The sequence below is a fragment of the Mycetocola sp. Y791 genome, from assembly GCF_059445325.1.
Genome location: NZ_JCAIUC010000002.1, coordinates 691,079 through 706,724, shown reverse-complemented (window position 1 = coordinate 706,724; position 15,646 = coordinate 691,079). Strand labels below are relative to the sequence as shown.

Annotated in this window: 14 protein-coding genes; 8 read left to right on the top strand and 6 right to left on the bottom strand. The window is 66.3% G+C overall.

Going from position 1 to position 15,646, the window contains the following annotated elements:
• Nucleotides 1-44: 44 nt before the first annotated feature.
• Genes AC1C2N_RS08230 through AC1C2N_RS08220 form a run of 3 tightly spaced genes read left to right on the top strand, consistent with a single transcriptional unit; the run spans nucleotide 45 to nucleotide 2,955 of the window.
• Nucleotides 45-1,052: a putative F420-0 ABC transporter substrate-binding protein gene (locus tag AC1C2N_RS08230; RefSeq protein WP_495433598.1), complete on the top strand. Its 1,008-nt coding sequence runs from the start codon at nucleotides 45-47 to the stop codon at nucleotides 1,050-1,052.
• Nucleotides 1,049-2,131: a putative F420-0 ABC transporter permease subunit gene (locus AC1C2N_RS08225; protein ID WP_495433596.1), complete on the top strand. Its 1,083-nt coding sequence runs from the start codon at nucleotides 1,049-1,051 to the stop codon at nucleotides 2,129-2,131. The genes AC1C2N_RS08230 and AC1C2N_RS08225 overlap by 4 nt, the downstream gene beginning before the upstream one ends.
• Nucleotides 2,128-2,955 carry an ABC transporter ATP-binding protein gene (locus AC1C2N_RS08220; protein WP_495433595.1) on the top strand — a complete coding sequence of 276 codons (828 nt, stop codon included), beginning with the start codon at nucleotides 2,128-2,130 and terminating at the stop codon, nucleotides 2,953-2,955. The genes AC1C2N_RS08225 and AC1C2N_RS08220 overlap by 4 nt, the downstream gene beginning before the upstream one ends.
• 437 nt (nucleotides 2,956-3,392) lie before the next feature.
• On the opposite strand, the gene AC1C2N_RS08215 is transcribed toward AC1C2N_RS08220, so the two are convergent.
• Both AC1C2N_RS08215 and AC1C2N_RS08210 read right to left on the bottom strand, forming a co-directional pair.
• Nucleotides 3,393-4,187, bottom strand: coding sequence for a coenzyme F420-0:L-glutamate ligase (locus AC1C2N_RS08215; protein ID WP_495433742.1), 795 nt, complete (start codon nucleotides 4,185-4,187; stop codon nucleotides 3,393-3,395).
• A gap of 10 nt (nucleotides 4,188-4,197) precedes the next feature.
• Nucleotides 4,198-5,199, bottom strand: coding sequence for a TIGR03557 family F420-dependent LLM class oxidoreductase (locus AC1C2N_RS08210; RefSeq protein ID WP_495433594.1), 1,002 nt, complete (start codon nucleotides 5,197-5,199; stop codon nucleotides 4,198-4,200).
• A 113-nt stretch (nucleotides 5,200-5,312) separates the two neighbouring features.
• On the opposite strand from AC1C2N_RS08210, the gene AC1C2N_RS08205 reads away from it, so the two are divergent.
• The 5 genes from AC1C2N_RS08205 to AC1C2N_RS08185 all read left to right on the top strand — a co-directional run bounded on the left by AC1C2N_RS08205 (nucleotide 5,313) and on the right by AC1C2N_RS08185 (nucleotide 10,581).
• Nucleotides 5,313-6,152, top strand: coding sequence for an exodeoxyribonuclease III (locus AC1C2N_RS08205; protein WP_495433593.1), 840 nt, complete (start codon nucleotides 5,313-5,315; stop codon nucleotides 6,150-6,152).
• A gap of 159 nt (nucleotides 6,153-6,311) precedes the next feature.
• Nucleotides 6,312-7,097, top strand: a complete 786-nt coding sequence (locus tag AC1C2N_RS08200) for a DeoR/GlpR family DNA-binding transcription regulator (protein WP_495433592.1) — start codon at nucleotides 6,312-6,314, stop codon at nucleotides 7,095-7,097.
• The gene (locus tag AC1C2N_RS08195) at nucleotides 7,094-8,092 is read left to right on the top strand and encodes a 1-phosphofructokinase family hexose kinase (RefSeq protein ID WP_495433590.1); all 999 of its coding nucleotides are present in this window, start codon (nucleotides 7,094-7,096) and stop codon (nucleotides 8,090-8,092) included. The genes AC1C2N_RS08200 and AC1C2N_RS08195 overlap by 4 nt, the downstream gene beginning before the upstream one ends.
• 53 nt (nucleotides 8,093-8,145) lie before the next feature.
• Nucleotides 8,146-10,230: a PTS fructose transporter subunit IIABC gene (locus AC1C2N_RS08190; RefSeq protein ID WP_483406073.1), complete on the top strand. Its 2,085-nt coding sequence runs from the start codon at nucleotides 8,146-8,148 to the stop codon at nucleotides 10,228-10,230.
• Between the two features lie 81 nt (nucleotides 10,231-10,311).
• Nucleotides 10,312-10,581 carry an HPr family phosphocarrier protein gene (locus AC1C2N_RS08185; RefSeq protein WP_483406074.1) on the top strand — a complete coding sequence of 90 codons (270 nt, stop codon included), beginning with the start codon at nucleotides 10,312-10,314 and terminating at the stop codon, nucleotides 10,579-10,581.
• Nucleotides 10,582-10,676: 95 nt separating this feature from the next.
• Here AC1C2N_RS08185 and AC1C2N_RS08180 read toward each other — a convergent pair whose 3' ends face one another.
• Genes AC1C2N_RS08180 through AC1C2N_RS08165 form a run of 4 tightly spaced genes read right to left on the bottom strand, consistent with a single transcriptional unit; the run spans nucleotide 10,677 to nucleotide 15,644 of the window.
• Nucleotides 10,677-12,692 carry a hypothetical protein gene (locus AC1C2N_RS08180; protein ID WP_495433589.1) on the bottom strand — a complete coding sequence of 672 codons (2,016 nt, stop codon included), beginning with the start codon at nucleotides 12,690-12,692 and terminating at the stop codon, nucleotides 10,677-10,679.
• A 50-nt stretch (nucleotides 12,693-12,742) separates the two neighbouring features.
• The gene (locus AC1C2N_RS08175; RefSeq protein ID WP_483406076.1) at nucleotides 12,743-13,810 is read right to left on the bottom strand and encodes a glycoside hydrolase family 130 protein; all 1,068 of its coding nucleotides are present in this window, start codon (nucleotides 13,808-13,810) and stop codon (nucleotides 12,743-12,745) included.
• Nucleotides 13,811-13,812: 2 nt separating this feature from the next.
• Nucleotides 13,813-14,676: a carbohydrate ABC transporter permease gene (locus AC1C2N_RS08170; protein WP_483406077.1), complete on the bottom strand. Its 864-nt coding sequence runs from the start codon at nucleotides 14,674-14,676 to the stop codon at nucleotides 13,813-13,815.
• The gene (locus AC1C2N_RS08165) at nucleotides 14,676-15,644 is read right to left on the bottom strand and encodes a carbohydrate ABC transporter permease (RefSeq protein ID WP_483406078.1); all 969 of its coding nucleotides are present in this window, start codon (nucleotides 15,642-15,644) and stop codon (nucleotides 14,676-14,678) included. The genes AC1C2N_RS08170 and AC1C2N_RS08165 overlap by 1 nt, the downstream gene beginning before the upstream one ends.
• Between the last annotated feature and the right edge of the window lie 2 nt (nucleotides 15,645-15,646).

Sequence of the window (15,646 nt, the reverse complement as noted above, 5' to 3'; positions counted from 1 at the left end):
TACTTGTTGTGCTCTCTCACCCCGCACACTCGATCCGAGGTCACATGACTCTTCGTAACCCTGCCCCCCGTTTCTCTCGAGCTCTTGCTGCGATCGGTATTGCCGGCTCGCTCCTCGCGGTTTCCGCGTGTGCCGGCCCGGCGGCATCCGCCCCACCGTCGGAATCGGCCGCCCCCAAAGCGGCGAGCTATCCGCTCACCCTCGACAACTGCGGCACAGAGGTGACCATCGAGCAGGCGCCGGAGCGCGTGCTGACCATCAAGTCCACGACGACGGAGATGCTCCTCGCGCTCGGCCTCGAGGACAGCCTGATCGGTCGGGCATTCCCCGATGGCCCGTTGCCCGATGACCTGGGCGGTACCGACGTTCCTGTGATCAGCGACAAGGTGCCGGGTCAGGAAGCCGTCCTCGACCTCGAACCCGACTTCATCTATGCCGGCTGGGAATCGAACTTCTCAGCGGATGGCGCTGGCGATCGGCCAACGCTTCAGTCACTCGGGGTGAACACCTACGTGTCTCCTGCCGCGTGCCAGGAAGCGGAATACGCACCCGAATCGCTGAGTTTTGACGATGTGTTTGACCAGATTCTCGAGGTCGGTTCCATCTTCGACGTGAGCGATGCGGCCACCGAACTCGTGGCAGAACAGAAAGAGCAGCTCGAGAAGATCGAGCCGGTCGACGACGTCAGCGCACTCTGGTTCTCCAGCGGATCAGACACCCCGTACGTCGGTGCCGGATCCGGCGCACCGCAGATGATCATGGATGCCGTCGGCCTCACGAACATCGCGGCGGACGTCAACGAGAGCTGGACCTCGTTCAACTGGGAAGCCGTCGTCGACGCCAACCCCGATGTGATCGTGCTCGTCGTCTCCGACTGGGGCAGCGCCGAGAAGAAGATCGGCGTGCTCGAGGCCAACCCGGCAACCGCGCAGCTCGACGCCGTCGTGAACAAGCGATACGTCACTGTTCCGTTTGCGACTGGCGAGGCCGGCGTGCGGAACGCCGAAGCGGCATCCACGATCGCTGACCAGCTGGCGGACCTGAAGCTGTGACACTGGCGGCCGAGACCGGGGTACCGGCGGTGGGGAGACCCCACCGCCGGATCCGGCGCGGGCTGCCGACCGCTGTCTGGGTCGTCGCCCTCTCGGCCGTGCTCCTCGTGTCGATCGTGTTCGCCGTGACCTTCGGCCCGGCCGAGATCCGGCCGACGGAGGTGTGGGGGTCGATCCTCGGCCACCTCGGGTTCTCCCCGACGGCGCTCGGCGGCGAAGCTCTGTCACCGCTGCGCGACGGAATTGTCTGGGAACTGCGGATGCCTCGCGTCCTCACCGCTGCGGCGGTTGGCGCTGGTCTGGCCCTGTCCGGCACCGTGATGCAGGCGATCACCCGTAACCCGCTCGCCGACCCGTACCTGCTCGGGCTTTCGTCGGGGGCGTCGCTCGGTGCCGTTGCCGTGATCCTGCTCGGGCTCGGAGTGCTCCTTCCCGTCGCGGCGTTCGGCGGGGCCGTCGCAGCCCTCGTCGGCACCCTGCTGCTCGCGGGCGCGATCGGTTCGCTCACGCCGACCCGCACCGTGCTCGCCGGCCTCGCGGTGTCGAGTTTCTTCGGCGCGCTCACGAGCCTCATCATCTTCTGGTCGGCAACCGGCGACACCTACCGCGAAATCCTCAGCTGGCTGCTCGGCTCGCTCAGCGGTGCGCGCTGGCCCGCCGTCGCGATCGGACTCGGCGCCCTCCTGATCGTCGGCATCCCGCTCATGCTCACCGGCCGCACGCTCGACGCCTTCGCATTCGGTGACAACGCGGCATCCGCTTTGGGTGTCGGCGTGAATTCGACCCGGTGGACGCTCCTCATCGCCACGGCGCTGCTGACCGGTGCCATGGTCTCGATCTCCGGATCGATTGGCTTCGTCGGCCTCATCCTGCCGCACGCGGTTCGACTTGTGGTGGGGCAGCGCAATCGGGTCGTGCTGCCTCTCTCCGCGCTCGCCGGGGCCATCTTTCTGCTCTGGATCGACACCGGCGCACGCACGCTCTTCGACCCGCGAGAACTGCCCGTCGGCATCCTCACTGCCGTCGTCGGTGCCCCGGTGTTCGCCATCCTGCTACTCAGGGGCAGGAGGGTCTCGTGACCGACCTGACCGCCTCATCCTCCTCAACCGCGGATGCCACCGCCGACGTTCCCGCGCTCACGGCGAGTCGGCTCCTGTTCCGCCGCGACGGCAGGCTCATCGTCGACGGCGTCGACATCACGGTGCCCGTCGGGTCGTTCGGTGCCGTCATCGGCCCCAACGGTGCGGGAAAGTCGACGCTGCTGCACCTCCTGGTCGGTACGCTTCCCGCCGACAGCGGTGCTGTGCTGCTCGACGGCGCCGACCTGCTCGGGCTTCGACGCAGGGACCGCGCGAGGATCATTGCGCTCAGCGAGCAGCACGGCGATTCGGACACCGGCCTCGCGGTCACCGAGGTGGTCATGCTCGGCCGGACGCCGCACATCGGCAGGTTCTCGAGCGAGAGCGAGGTCGACAGGCAGATCGTCGCGGATGCCCTTGCCGCCGTCGGCATGGACTCCTTCGCCGGCCGTCCGTTCGACACGCTCTCGGGCGGCGAGCGCCAGCGGGTGCACCTCGCCAGGGCTCTCGCCCAGCAACCGCGGCTGCTGCTCCTCGACGAGCCGACCAACCACCTCGACGTGCGGGCGCAATTGAGCCTGCTCTCACTCGTCAGGGCCCAGACCGCGGCGGGGATCACCGCTGTCGCGGCACTTCACGACCTCAATATCGCCGCGGCGTACGCCGACAGCGTCATCGTGCTGAGTGCCGGGCGCGTTGTCGCCGCCGGTGATGCGGCATCCGTTCTCACGCCTGAACTCATCGGCGACGTCTACGGGGTCCGCGCCGACGTGCTCGAGCACCCGCGCACCGGGCGACCGCTGATCGCGTTCGACACGACGTAGTCGCGCTCTGCGACTCCAGCACCCCACCTCCTCGACCGCACGCCCCGCACCCCGGCCACCAGGCGTGTTTCGGGCGGAGAATCAGGGGGTCGGAGCCGGCACAGCCGATGGGCCCCCGGTATTTCCTCCCGAAGCAACAACACCGGCGGAGCTGCGCTGCGGAGACCCGGCCCCGGACATCCGCACCCCGCCGTCGACCTCCCGCAGCGCACGGCACCCGCGACGCACCGCAAGGCTTCTCGCACCACACAGCCCGACCCCCAACACCCACCCCCGGGTGTGTTTTGGGCGGAGAATCACGGGTTGGAGGCGGTACAGCCGACGGACCCTCGGTATTTCCTCCCGAAGCAGCAACACCCGCATCCGCGCCGCACCGCCGGCATCCCGCTCCGCGCTGCACCCCAACACCCACCCCCGGGTGTGTTTCGGGCGGAGAATCAGGGCGTCGGCGCCGGCACAGCCGATGGGCCCCCGGTATTTCCTCCCGCAGCAGCAACACCGGCGGCAAAACCCGCGGCGTACGCCTCATCGCTGCCGAGCCGGAACATGTCCTTCTCCGCATCGCGCACAAGGGCGCGGGCACCCGGCCCGTCCTCATCGGTCACGAACCGCGCCATTCCGCGCGCGACGGCAACGGGGCGACCGCTCGTCTTTCCCTTGACCAGGTCACCCGCCGCCGCGAGTTCGTCAGCGACAGCGGCAGCCGTGACGGTGAGTGGGCGACCAGACGCATCAGTGTGCCCGCGAAGATCGTCGACGACACGGATGCCTGCGGCCCCGATCGCGATATCCGTCTGTCCTTCGCGCCACGGCCTGCCGACCGTGTCGGTCACGATGACGCCGACCACGACACCGAGGCGTGCACGAAGCTCGGCTCGCAGTGCACGAGCCGACGCGTCAGGGTCGACGGGCAGCAGCAGAATCGTGCCGTCGGGGGTGTTGCTCGCGTCAACACCGGCCGCCGCCATCACCAGACCCAGGCGGTTCTCGACGATGCGCGTGACACCACCGGGGTGCTCACGCCGCGCGACGACGCGCACGGTTTCCGCGGTGATGGCATCTTCCCGGTCGGCAGCGCTGAGCTGCCGCCCCTCGGCCTTTGACACGATCTTCGAGGTAACGAGGAGGATGTCACCGTCCGCGAGTGCGCCCTCAGCGGCGGCAGCGATCAGGGCGGCAAGGTCGTCGCCCGACGCGACCTCGCCGATACCGTCGAGGGGAAATACTGTCAGCACTGTGCGCCTATCGCTTGAGGGACGGAAGAACGTCGCGGCCGAAGGTCTCGATCCACTCGCGCTGGTTGCGCCCGACGTTGTGGAGGTACACCCGGTCGAACCCGAGGTCGATGTAGGACTGGATGTGCCGCCGGTGCACGTCGGGATCAGAGGAGATCACCATGCGACCGTCGAAATCCTCCGCCCGCACCATGCGCGCCATCTGCTCGAACTCGAACGGTGAGCGGATGTCGGACTTCGGGAACCGCATGCCGCCGTTGGGCCATTCCAGCACGGCATTGCGACGTGCTTCCTCGTCGGTCGGCGCCCAAGAGAGGTGCAGCTGAACCACCTTGGTCATCCCGGACGGGTCCTTGCCGACCGACCGTGCACCCTCATCGAAGCGAGAGAGCAGCATTGCCACTTTCTCGCGAGGGGCCTCGACAGTGATGAGCCCGTCCACGGTCTTTCCCGCACGCTTGGCCGTGACGGGCCCCGAGGTGGCGACGAGAATCTCCGGGGCAACCTCCGGCATGGTCCACAGCCGGGAGGATTCGAGCTTGTAGAACGGGCCCGTGTGTTTGGCGTCCCGACCGGCGACGGATGCCGCGAACAACTTCTTGATCACGTCGACCGCCTCGAACATGCGGCTGATGCGCTCGTGCGCCTCTGGCCAGTACGCCCCGACGACGTGTTCGTTGAGCGCTTCGCCCGAGCCGAGTCCGAGCCAGTGCCTGCCCGGATACATGGCCGCGAGCGTGGCCGACGCCTGCGCGACTACGGCAGGGTGCATGCGGAAGGTCGGAGCCGTGACGCCAGGACCGAAGTTACCCGTCGTCCGTTCACCGAGCGCGGCAAGCACGCTCCAGACGAAAGACGACTGTCCCTGCTGCGGAACCCACGGCTGGAAGTGGTCAGCCGCCATCACACCATCGAAGCCGTGCTGTTCGGCGTACGCGCTGAGCGCGACGGCCTCTTGCGGGGCGAACTGCGAGAGCATGGCCGAGTAACCGACAGAGAGTGACGCCATTGTCCCATCTTGGCCCACAGAACCGCTTCGAGCCGAGAACCGAGAACTCGAGAGCCGAGAATTGAGAAACACGGGCGAACAGAACCGTCACAGGTCTCGGCTAGCGTTGACGCATGCGAATCGCCACCTGGAACGTCAATTCAATCCGCGCCCGCGTCGGACGCACCGTCGACTGGATGGTGCGGGAAGACATCGACGTGCTCGCAATGCAGGAGATCAAGTGCAAGCCAGAGCAGTTCCCCCTCGAGGCGTTCGAGGAGGCAGGGTACGAGGTCGCGATCCACGGCTTCAGCCAGTGGAACGGCGTTGCCATCGCCAGCAGGCTCCCGCTCGAGGATGTCACGACCACGTTTGAGGGCATGCCCGGCTTCCTCAAGGGCCAGGAAGGCCCTGACCTCCCGAAAGAGGCACGGGCAATGGGTGCGACGATCAACGGCGTGCGGCTCTGGAGCCTGTACGTCCCCAACGGCCGCTCGCTGGATGACCCGCACTACGTCTACAAGCTCGACTGGCTCGCCGCGCTGAAGAACGACACGGCGAACTGGCTCGCGAAGAACCCCGGCGTCCCGCTCGCGCTCATGGGTGACTTCAACGTCGCCCCCTTCGACAGTGACATGGGCGACCCGAGCATCGTTCCCGGCCTGTCCACACACGTTTCCCCACCTGAGCGCGAGGCCATCGCCGCTTTCGGTGAGATCGGCCTGACGGATGTCGTGCGCCCGCTCGTCCCTGAGGGATTCACCTACTGGGACTACAAGCAACTGCGTTTCCCCCGCAACGAGGGCATGCGGATCGACTTCATCCTCGGATCACCCGAGTTCGCCGAGCTCGTCACAGCAGCCTCGATCCACCGGAACGAACGCAAGGGTGAGGCCCCGAGCGATCACGTTCCCGTCATGGTCGAACTTGATCTGCCCACCGAAGACGAGGACGACCGGCCCATGATCTTCTAGCTGCAGCGTTCTTCCAGCGCGCGCAGTTTTGGTTTTTCTGTGTTTTCGCTTGCGTTCCCACACAATCGGGCATAAAGTCACTGAAACAAAGATTCGTCCGGGCGGTGGTTACCCCTGGACGGGTTCCGGTTCAGAGAAGTCCGAGGGGTCAGCGTCGACATGTATGCCATTGAACGACACGAGCGAATAACGAGACTTCTCCACAGCAGCGGACGCGTCACAGTGGCGGGGCTCGCCGACGCTCTCTCGGTCACCGCGGAAACCGTGCGTCGCGATCTCGACATCCTCGAACGCCAGGGCTCACTTCGCCGGGTGCACGGCGGAGCCGTTGCCGCCAGTAAGACCAGCCTCGTCGAATCAACGGTCGCCGACCGTTCCGGTAAAGCGCGCGAGGCGAAACTGGCGATTGCGCGTGCCGCGTTCGGACTGCTCGGCAACGACTTCCGTGGTTCGATCCTCCTCGACGCCGGCACGACAACCGGCGCCCTGGCCGAGCTCCTCGCCGAGTGGCCCGGCCACGGCCCGTCGAGCATGACGGTCATCACGAATTCCGTCCCGATCGCTGCACTGCTGCACCACAACCCGGCAATTGATCTGCACCTCCTCGGTGGCAGTGTGCGCGGGGTCACGAGCGCCGCGGTCGGCGGCAGCACCCTCGAACAGCTCGCACACCTGCGCCCGGACATCGCGTTCCTCGGAGCCAACGGCCTCTCCGCCGACTTCGGACTCAGCACCCCGGAGGAGCGCGAGGCGACCGTCAAGGCCGCCATGGTTCGCGCCGCACGGCGCACTGTCGCGCTCGTCGACTCGTCGAAGCTCGGCGATGAAGCGCTCTACCGGTTCGCCGAACTCCGGGAACTCGACACCCTCATCTCAGACACCGACCCAATCGGGACACTCTCAGCGGCGCTCGACGCCGACGACGTGGAGGTAATCGTCGCATGATTCTCACAGTCACGCTCAACCCGTCGTTTGACCGGACGGTGGAACTCACCGCACCGCTCGAACGCGGGCAGGTGCAACGAGCTGCCAGTGCCGTCCAGGAACCCGGCGGCAAAGGCGTCAACGTCTCCCGCGCGCTCCATGTGGCCGGAGTCGACACTCTCGCGGTGCTCCCCGGTGCACCCGCAGATCCGATGGTCATGGCCCTCGAGGCCGACGGCATCCCTGCCCTGACAATTCCGGTGACGAGCCCGATCCGTTCGAACACCACGCTCACCGAGCCCGACGGAACGACCACCAAAGTCAACGAGCCTGGCGCGCCTCTGACCGACGAGACGGCCGACGCCCTCCTCGAGGCGATCGTCTCGCGGTCGGCGGATGCCACGTGGCTGGTTCTCGCGGGATCGCTGCCTCCGGGGATCCCGGCGGACTTCTACGCGCGCATCGTGAGTGCCGTGCGAACGGCCGCCTCACGCAACGGCGTCCAGGCACCCCGCATCGCCGTCGACAGCTCGGGCGTACCGCTTGCCGCACTGCTCGCGTCGGCCGAAACCGTCGACCTGATCAAGCCGAACGCCGAGGAACTGTGGGAACTCGCCTCAGGGCTCGGCATCGCCGTGCCGGACGACGACCCTGAGTCGCTGGGCTTCGACGATGACGCCGTCGTCGAGGTCGCAAGCCGCGTGCTGGAACATGGCCTCGACGCTGCGCTCGTCACGCTCGGCTCCCGCGGGGCCGTTCTTGTGAGCACAACCGAGGTGGTGCGGGCGGCCGCGCCACGAATTGTCGCCCGCAGCACCGTTGGCGCAGGAGATTGCTCGCTCGCGGGCTTCCTCCTGGCATCCGAACGCGGAGACGACGCCGCGGGGTGCCTGGCCCAGGCCATCGCCCACGGCGCGGCAGCCGCCTCTCTTCCCGGTTCACAGGTTCCCACCCTTGAACAGGCGGCTTCCGGCCCTATTGCCGTGACCCGTACCCGTCGCACTCTTACCGAGTAGCGCCCTTCTTCACACGACGTTCCCGCACCACCACATTGAAGGATTCTCGTCTCATGTCATCTCTCATCACACCGGAACTGGTCATCCTCGACCAGGACCTCGGAACCGACCGTGCAACGGTCATCCGCACACTCGCGACGCTCGTCGTCCAGAACGGCAGGGCGACCGATGTCGACGCGCTCTTCGCCGACGCGTGGGCCAGGGAGTCCCAAACCGACACCGGGATTCCGGGCGGCCTCGCGATCCCCCACTGCCGTTCAGAAGCGGTCACGGTACCGACGCTCGTCATGGCCCGCCCGAACCCCGGAGTCGACTTCGGTTCGGACGATGGCCCCGCTGACATCATCTTCTTCATCGCCGCACCGGCCGGCGCCGACCAGGCCCACCTGGCACTGCTGTCGACCCTCGCGCGCTCGCTGATCCGTGAGGACTTCACCGCGGCACTCCGCAGCGCCCCGACGCCACAGGCGGTCGTCGACCTCGTCGATGAAGCCCTCGCTCCGGCGGCCCCACCCGCTGCGGAGTCGAATGCCGCGACCGGCACTGCCGCCGCCACGAGCACCGGCACCGCCGCGACCACCGGCACCGCGACATCCGCCCCCTCCACGACCCAGGACAAGCCCGTACTCATCGCGGTGACCGCATGCCCCACCGGAATCGCGCACACCTACATGGCGGCAGACGCCCTCGCCGCAGCGGCGAAACGGGCCGGCGTCGAACTGCACGTCGAGACCCAGGGCTCGTCGAGCGTCACGCCGGTTGACCCGTCGGTCATCGGGCGGGCGTCAGCGGTGATCTTCGCCGTCGACGTCGACGTCCGCGACAAGAATCGTTTCGCCGGGCTGCCGCTCGTACAGGCACCGGTGAAGCGCGGCATCGACGAACCGGACAAGATGATCGCCGAGGCACTCGACGCGGCGAAGGACCCCAACGCCCGCCGCGTCTCTGGTGGCGGCGCCGAACCCGCAACGGCCGGCGACGACACCAGGAACGAGCACATCGGCCAGAAGCTCAAGCGATACCTGCTCACCGGCGTCAGCTACATGATCCCGTTCGTCGCCGGCGGCGGTCTCCTGATCGCACTCGGCTTCCTGCTGGCCGGCTACCGGATAACCGACAACGCCGGCGAAATCGTACTCAGCAACAGCCTGCTGAACCTTCCCGATGGCGGGCTCGGCCAGTACCTCGGTGCTGTGGCATACGTCATCGGCAACGCGTCGATGGGATTCCTGGTCCCGGCACTGGCGGGCTATATCGCGTACGCCATCGCTGACCGTCCCGGCATCGCCGTCGGGTTCACCGCTGGAGCCGTCGCCCTCGTCATGAACGCGGGCTTCCTCGGCGGACTCGTCGGTGGTCTGCTCGCCGGATTCATCGCGTGGGCCATCGGGCGTATCAATGTGCCCCGCTGGCTCCGCGGCCTCATGCCCGTTGTGATCATCCCGCTCGTCGGCTCGATCTTCGCTTCAGGGCTCATGATCGTGCTGCTCGGCGGACCTATCGCTGCGCTCATGACCGGACTCAGCACCTGGCTCAACTCACTCACCGGAACCTCGGCCGTACTGCTCGGCCTGATCCTCGGCGCGATGATGGCTGTCGACCTCGGTGGCCCCGTCAACAAGGTCGCATACGCCTTCGCCGTTGCAGGACTCAGCGCCGGATCGTTCGAGAACCAGGCACCGTGGGCCATCATGGCCGCGGTGATGGGAGCCGGAATGGTCCCGCCTCTCGCCCTCGCTCTCGCGACGCTGGTCGACCGCAGGCTGTTCAGTGCCGCCGAACGCGAGAACGGCAAGGCGGCCTGGCTGCTCGGTGCCGCGTTCATCTCGGAGGGCGCGATCCCGTTTGCCGCCGCGGACCCGCTCCGGGTCATCCCGGCCGGAATCGTGGGCAGCTCGATCACCGGCGCAATCATCATGGGCACCGGAGTGACCTCACAGGCACCGCACGGCGGTTTCTTCGTCTTCTTCGCAATCGGCAACTTCGGTATGTTCGTCCTCGCGATCCTCGTCGGAACCATCGTCTCAGCGGCCCTCGTCATCCTGCTCAAGCGCTTCGTCCGGCGTCGCCCGATCGCCGATGAGACGTCGACGACGGATGCCACAGCGGTCGAGCAGGGCATCCCGGCGACGGTCTGACCCCGGCGCCATCTCCACTCGTCGTCAATCCACTCCAGTTCACCCCAGTTCAACCCGGTTCAACCCAGTAAAGGAATCTCCATGCCAGAACGCTCAGCAGTCATCGGCAGCCGTGTCGGTCTCCACGCCCGTCCCGCCTCACTGTTCATCGACGCGGTGAAGCGCCAGCCGGTCAAGGTCACCATCGCGAAGGGTGACAGCGGGCCGCTCAACGCGGCGAGCATCCTCTCCATCATCAGCCTCGGTGCGACGAACGGTGAGACGGTCACACTGGCAGCCGAAGGCGACGGAGCCGACAAGGCCCTCGACGAACTGGTCGCGCTGCTCGAGAGCGACCTCGACGCCGAGTAATCCGGTTCACGCACAATCGAGGCCAGACGCACCTGTTGCGTCTGGCCTCGGTTGTGTTTGGCCTCGGTTGCGTCTGGCCTGTGGAGTCCTGGCAGCTACCCCTTGGTCACTATGGCGAACCCGCCCGGTTTCACCGAAATCTGGGCGACACCGCTGATGGAGTGCACAGCCACAACGACACCACGCGAGTCGTAGCTGGTGAGAGTGCCAGCGCCGCCACCGGCGTTCACCGAGACCCGCTGCGTCACAGCGCTCGCTGAGTGCACGAGCTCGGTGCTCTGGCTCGGCCCGGCGAATTTCAGCCGGGAGAAGAGCGGCCGAACGATCAGTGCGTCGACCTTGACCGGCCCGGTCACCGCCGTGACAGACACCGTGGAGCTCCTGGACGGTGCCGCGATCGGCAGCGACTGCGGAAGCAGCGCACCGGGCACCGCGGTAACGCCCTGAGCGCCGACGCCATGCTTCAGCAGTCCGAGCGGGACGTAGCCGCTGCGCCACAGCGAACTCGCCTTTCCATTCGCCGCTGAGAAGACGACGGGAGCGATCAGTCGCGCTGAGGTCGAGGACCCGAGGGAGAACGTCGCTGAGCGACCTCGCGCCAGTTCCAGGTATCCGCTCCCCGAATACTGCGACTCACCGGTCCAGGTCGACTCGGGCGCGACGACTTTGCCGGTCGTGGATGTCGCCGATTCGGCCTCGACGACGGTGGCTCCCTCTCGCGAGACGACTGTGGTCAGCCCGAGTGTGCGATCTCGGAGTTCGGGATTGGCATCGAGGGCGAGCATCGACAGCTGCCCGTGGATCGTCGACTCGGCTCCGCTGTTGCGGTTGACGGTTCCGTCTGCTGCGACGCCGTCGAACGTCACACCGGTTGACGGGTTGTAGACGGGAGTGCCCGACGCGTTGGTGCCGAAGTACCAGCTGCCGACGAGCGAGGCGAGGTCGAGGAGGCCTGGCAGCCCGGCGGCCTCAGACACGGCCACAAGCGACTGCAGTCGTGAGTCGACGCCGTAGGCGATCTGGGTACGGTCGACGGGAGCGGGATTCCAGCCGTTGTCCGGCCCGCCGGCGGTGAGCAGGATCGGATCGAACACCGCTGAATCGGTGATTGCCAGTTCGAGCAGGGCAGGATCGGCCAGAACGACGGATGCCTCGGCGAGCGCCGCCGGCATCTGCGATCCCCAGGCGTGCCAGATCGAGCGCGACTCGGCCCACGGGAGCACAGCGCCGTACGGCCAGTTGCGAGCGTCGCCCGCACCCAGCGCCGCGACGCCCTCCGCCAGCTTGCTGGTCGCGTCGCGCACTCGCTCATCGCCCGGCGACGCGCTGAGATAGGCCGACAGCCCGAGCACTGCTTCGGCACTGGCATCCGCACCATTCGTGATCAGCCATGCCGGAAGCTCGACTCCGTCGACCGTGAGGTATTGGCCGTACCTCGAGAGCGTCTGCCGTTCGAGCGCGGAAACGCCGAGGGTGAGACGGTCGGAGAGGAATTCGGCGAACTCGGGATCGCTTTCCTGGAAGGCCGCGAATCCCTCACCGAATGCCCAGAGCGACCGGGCCAGCCAGTAGCTCTCTCCCGAATCGGAGGGGTCGGGCAGTTCGACGGGTTCTGCGCTCGGGTTGAGCGTCCCGTCCGGTTGCATCCACAACACGACGTTTCCGGCATTCGGCCCTGATGCCGTCTGCAGGTACGCCGTCGACCTGAGCAACTCGTACGCGCTCTGTTTCGAAGACTCGTCGCCGAATTGTGTCCAGTGCCTGAGGTAGACGACCGCCGCTCGCGCGACATCGTCCGCGTTGAATGCGCCCTGTCCCCAGTACCCGGTGGCCGGGTCGAGTGGACCGCCGCCGACCCGCTCAAAAGTTCCGCCGCCGCGGGCATCAGCGTAGGTCCACGGCATGACGAGGGCTGGTTCCTCTGCCAGGCGCCACGTGGTGTGCTCGGCCGTGTCGGCTGGCGTCACGTCGTCGAGGAGAAAGTCGAGGTGAGAGAGGTTGCTCAGCTGCGGAGTGTCGGCCGTGGCCGGAGCGGCAAGCCCGATACTCCCCGCGAGCAGTACGACACTCGCGGCCACTGCCGCCAGCCGCCGTACCAGTGAGTTCGCCACAATCCCTCCAACGCCATCGTTGTATCGGATCAAATCCCGAGTCGCCGTCATCATACGCTCTCAAGCCGTGCGACGCCGATCTTTGTATCGGCCATCCCGTAGAACACGAACCGTGCGCCGTCGATCTCCTCGATCGCCGTCGGAAAAACAACATTCGGAACGATGCCGGAACGCTCATCATCGGTCTCGGCTTCGAGCAGCGGGACCGCGGTCCTCGCGGTCACCCGCCACGGTTCCTCCGCGTCGAGAATCATGCCGCCGGTTGCGTAGTTGACGTTCTGTTGCTGGTCGAACGCCCGCGCGAGCACTCCTGTCACACCGTGGTGCAGCACCAACCAGCCCTCAGGCACCCGCACCGGCGGTGGCCCTCCCCCGATCTTGAGCGCCTCGAACGCGAATTCCGGCGCTGCGAGCAGTCGATGACCGGCCCAGTGCGTGAGAGAACGGATGTCACGGGCAACGTCGTCCGCGTGCACGAAGCTGATCCAGATCGATTGCCGTTCATCCTCGACGCCCCGCGGCACCCGAATTCCCTGGCCGGGCTTGATCTCGTCGAGATCCCACATCGGTCTGTGGAGGACCGCAAAGCTCCGGATGCCATCCGGCCCGGTCACCGCCTCGGGGAAGAACACCGTGTCCTTGTTCGGAAACAGATTGAGGTCGGTGTCGAGCGCGTCATCGTATTCGAAGTGCACTGGCCCGAGCCTGGTCCAGTCGCGGAGGTCACCAGACGTCGCGATCGCACTGCGTGGACCGAGTGGACCGTACGCAACATAGGTCATCACGTGCAGGCCGAGTTCCTCGATCCAGGTGACGCGCGGATCCTCAACGCCGGCGTTGCCAACGCCGCGCTCCCAGCCGCGGTCGGGCGCCAGCACGACGCCCTCCCGGTTCACGCCGACCGGGACCCCGTTCTCGACCACGACCCGCGCAAGACCCACCCGGGAGACGTTGCCCCTCTCCACCATTCTGGGCAGGAGATACAGCTCTCCGTCCGGTCCGCGGCCGGACCCCGGATTGAGCACGCCCTCCGCCTCGAGGTCGTTCCCCAGCTCCGGAGTCATCACGACGCCGACCCGGGAGAGCGTGTATGGGAACGAACTCGACTCGGTTGGCATGGTCACCCTTTCACGCCCGACCCGATGTCGGTCGAGACGAAGTACCGCTGGAAAACGATGAAGAGAACAACCACGGGAGCCGCGAGCACGACAGCGCCGGCGAGCATCGCGCCGAAGGGATTCGACGTTGATGACGCGACGTTCGAGATGAAGTTCGCGAGCGACACAGCGAGTGGTTGCAGGCTCGCCTCCTTGGTGATGAGGAACGGCCAGAGGAACTCGTTCCACGGGCCGATGAAAGTCAGCAGAATGACGGTGAGCAGCGCAGGACGGACCAACGGAATCGCCACCTGCCCGAGCAGTCGGAACTCTCCGGCGCCGTCGATCCGCGCGGCATCGAACAGTTCTTTCGGAACCTGCAGGAAGTACTGGCGGAAGATGATCACCGCTGTCGAGTTGATCGCGAACGGGAGGATCATGCCGAGGTGGGTGTCACCGAGTCCGTAGTCCCTCGCGATCATCACATAGAGCGGAATCATGAGCAGCTGGAACGGTACGACCTGCACGAGAAGGGCAAGGGCAAAGATAACTCCGCGCCCCCGCCACTCGAGCACCGCAAGGGCGTAGCCGACGAGGAGACCGAACACGGTTGTGCCCAGCAGAACGCCGCCCGTAAAGATGCCTGAGTTGACGAGGCCGGAGAACAGGTTGATTCGCTCGTTGATGTTCGCGTAGTTCTCGACCGTGATGTTCCCTGGGGAGGGGAAGATGCCCCCGAGTGACGTGTCTGGCGCTGCCTGCAGCGAACCGATCACCATGTAGTAGAACGGGAACAGGAAGAGCACGGCGCCGATGGCGAGCACAATTCCGCGGAGGATCGACTGCCCGCGACTGAGCTGGCCTGGAATGCGATGTCTCTGAACCATCACTTGTCATCCCTTCCACCGGCGTAGCGATACTGCAGCAGCGCGACCACGAGGACGAAAATCACGAGCACGACACCGATGGCTGCCGCGTAGCCCGGCTTTCCCTGCTGGATTCCCTGCTGGTACATGATGAGCACCGGGGATGCCGATGCTCCGTTGGGTCCACCGCCTCCGGTCAGGAGATACGGCTCGGTGAACAGGTTCGCCCCTGTCACCGTTGCGAGGAGGAGAACGAGCACCGTCGCCGATCTGACACCGGGGATGGTCACCGAGAAGAAGGATCGGACGGCCCCTGCCCCGTCGGTCGACGCGGATTCGTACAGTTCGTTCGGCACGTTCTGGAGTGCGGCGAGGTACAGCAGGATGTAGAAGCCAAGCTGCTTCCACGTGACAAACAACGCGATGGTCGGCATCGCCCAGTACGGGTTGATGAGCCAGGCCGGGTCGGGCGCGAGCGGCCCAAGGAGTGTGGACACGAGCCCGTTTCCGTTGAAGAGGAACAGCCAGACTCCAACGACGGCGACACTCGCTGTGACGTAGGGAATGTAGTACGAGACGCGCAGGAACGCCCGGAAATGCACGACCTTGTTGAGCGCGGTGGCGAGCACAAGCGACAGCACAACGGTGAGCGGCACATTGATGATGAGGAAAATACCGACGTTGAGGAAGCTGCGCAGCACGCGTGGGTCGGTCAGCGCTGTGACATAGTTTTCGATTCCGGTGAACGGCCGGTCGACGACCGCGCCCGGCGCCGAGAAGAAGTAATCGTGCACCGAAATGTAGCCGGCAAAGATGAGCGGATATGCGAAGACCAGCAGCACGAAGATCAGGTACGGCGCACTGAATAGCGCACCGAGCGGATGCTTGCCGAAGACGCGTTGCCGTACCGGTAGTTTTCGGGATGCCTTCCCTGACGTTCCCCGGGGGCTGCGAACCCCCGGAGAACGGCCGAGCGTATCGCTCGACATGG